Origin of the sequence: Rathayibacter sp. AY1C2 (assembly GCF_002931195.1) — a bacterium.
Taxonomy (GTDB): Bacteria; Actinomycetota; Actinomycetes; order Actinomycetales; family Microbacteriaceae; genus Rathayibacter.
The window spans coordinates 1-1,229 of sequence record NZ_PSWG01000045.1 but is presented as its reverse complement, the minus strand read 5'-3'; the positions used below and the strand labels follow the sequence as shown (position 1 = coordinate 1,229).

Below are 1,229 nucleotides of genomic sequence, written 5' to 3'. Positions count from 1 at the left end.
GACCAACTACGGGGCTTTTGTCGTCTTCCTGATCGTTTTTCTTTGCCTCTCCGGCGAGTGAAAACCAATTGAGTGGAGTCGGCGGAGTGACGGCTCTCTTGGGCGAAATAAGGGAGCTTGCGACCGCGTCCGAGAGAGACGGCACGCAGCCGGCGGAGCGAGATAGGTTGAAACCGCGGAGAGGTGAAGAAAACGGGTAATCCGGCCGCGTAGCGGCTCCCGCCGGCGGTGCTCCGTCACCGCTGCGCGAGTGCAGCTCGCGCCCCCGGAACGGGGAAGACCGGGGAGCGTGAGGGGTCGCCCCTCACGGGCCGGCCCGGAAGGCCGGCCCGCGCCGCGCGGCTACCGGTCGGCGGGCTCGGAGCAGTTGGCGCAGTCGCACGGCCCGCTGGGGTTCTCCGCCCGCTCGACGGCCGCGATCTGCGCGGCCTGCTCCGCCGGGGAGAGCGCCTGCCACCCCTCATCCGCGCGCCGGTTCGACTCGATGCGTGCCGCACGCTCGTCCAGCGTCTCCGGGGTCGGGGTGAGGAAAGCGGCCAGTGCCGCGCCGGTGTCCTGCTTGTCGGCGGGGGTGAGGAACGCGATCAGCGCGGCGGCGTAGGCGGTGCCGTCGTCGGTGACGGGGAATCCGCCCGGAGCTCCTTCGCCGGGAAGAGTGAGCGTGTTGCGGATGTGCGCGAGGATCTCGGCGTCCGTGGCGGTCGCGTCGTCGTCGGACTCGGCGCGGCGGGTGTCGAGGATGAGGGCGAGCTGCTCGGCCGTGGCGCGGCCGGTGTCGGTGCGGGTCATGGTGTGGTCCTCTCAGCGGTTCAGGAACGGGGCGACGCGGCGGATCGCTGCGCGGCGGGCGTGGGCGACGCAGTGACGGAACGAACCGCTGGTGATGCCGTGCAGCTGGTCGGAGTGCCACGCCTCCCAGACGCCGGACGTGCGGCGGGTGACGTGCACCGAGGGCGTCGTCTGGGGGTCGGTGCCCACGACACGGATATCGACCGCGCGGGTGTTCGCGAGCGTGAGGTAGGTCTTCGCGGTGGTCTGCAAGTCGGTGGTGATCTGCATGGTGTGGGTGCTCCCTCTGGCTGATCGTTTTTCTTTGCCTCTCCGGCGGGGAAAACCGTTTGAGTGGAGGCGGCGCAGTGACGCCGATAGCGGGCGAAATAAGCCCGCAGGGCGCGTCCGCTATCGGTGGCACGGAGCCGGTGGAGCGAAATAGGTTGAAACCGCGGAGA

At 69.7% G+C, this 1,229-nt stretch carries 2 protein-coding genes; both read right to left on the bottom strand.

All coding sequences use genetic code 11. The annotated features are described in order from the left end of the window. Nucleotides 1-342 precede the first annotated feature (342 nt). The gene (locus C5C55_RS16220) at nucleotides 343-789 is read right to left on the bottom strand and encodes a hypothetical protein (RefSeq protein WP_104234632.1); all 447 of its coding nucleotides are present in this window, start codon (nucleotides 787-789) and stop codon (nucleotides 343-345) included. A gap of 12 nt (nucleotides 790-801) precedes the next feature. Then, entirely contained in the window at nucleotides 802-1,059 is a 258-nt protein-coding gene (locus tag C5C55_RS16215; protein WP_104234631.1) for a hypothetical protein, read from the bottom strand. Nucleotides 1,060-1,229 lie beyond the last annotated feature (170 nt).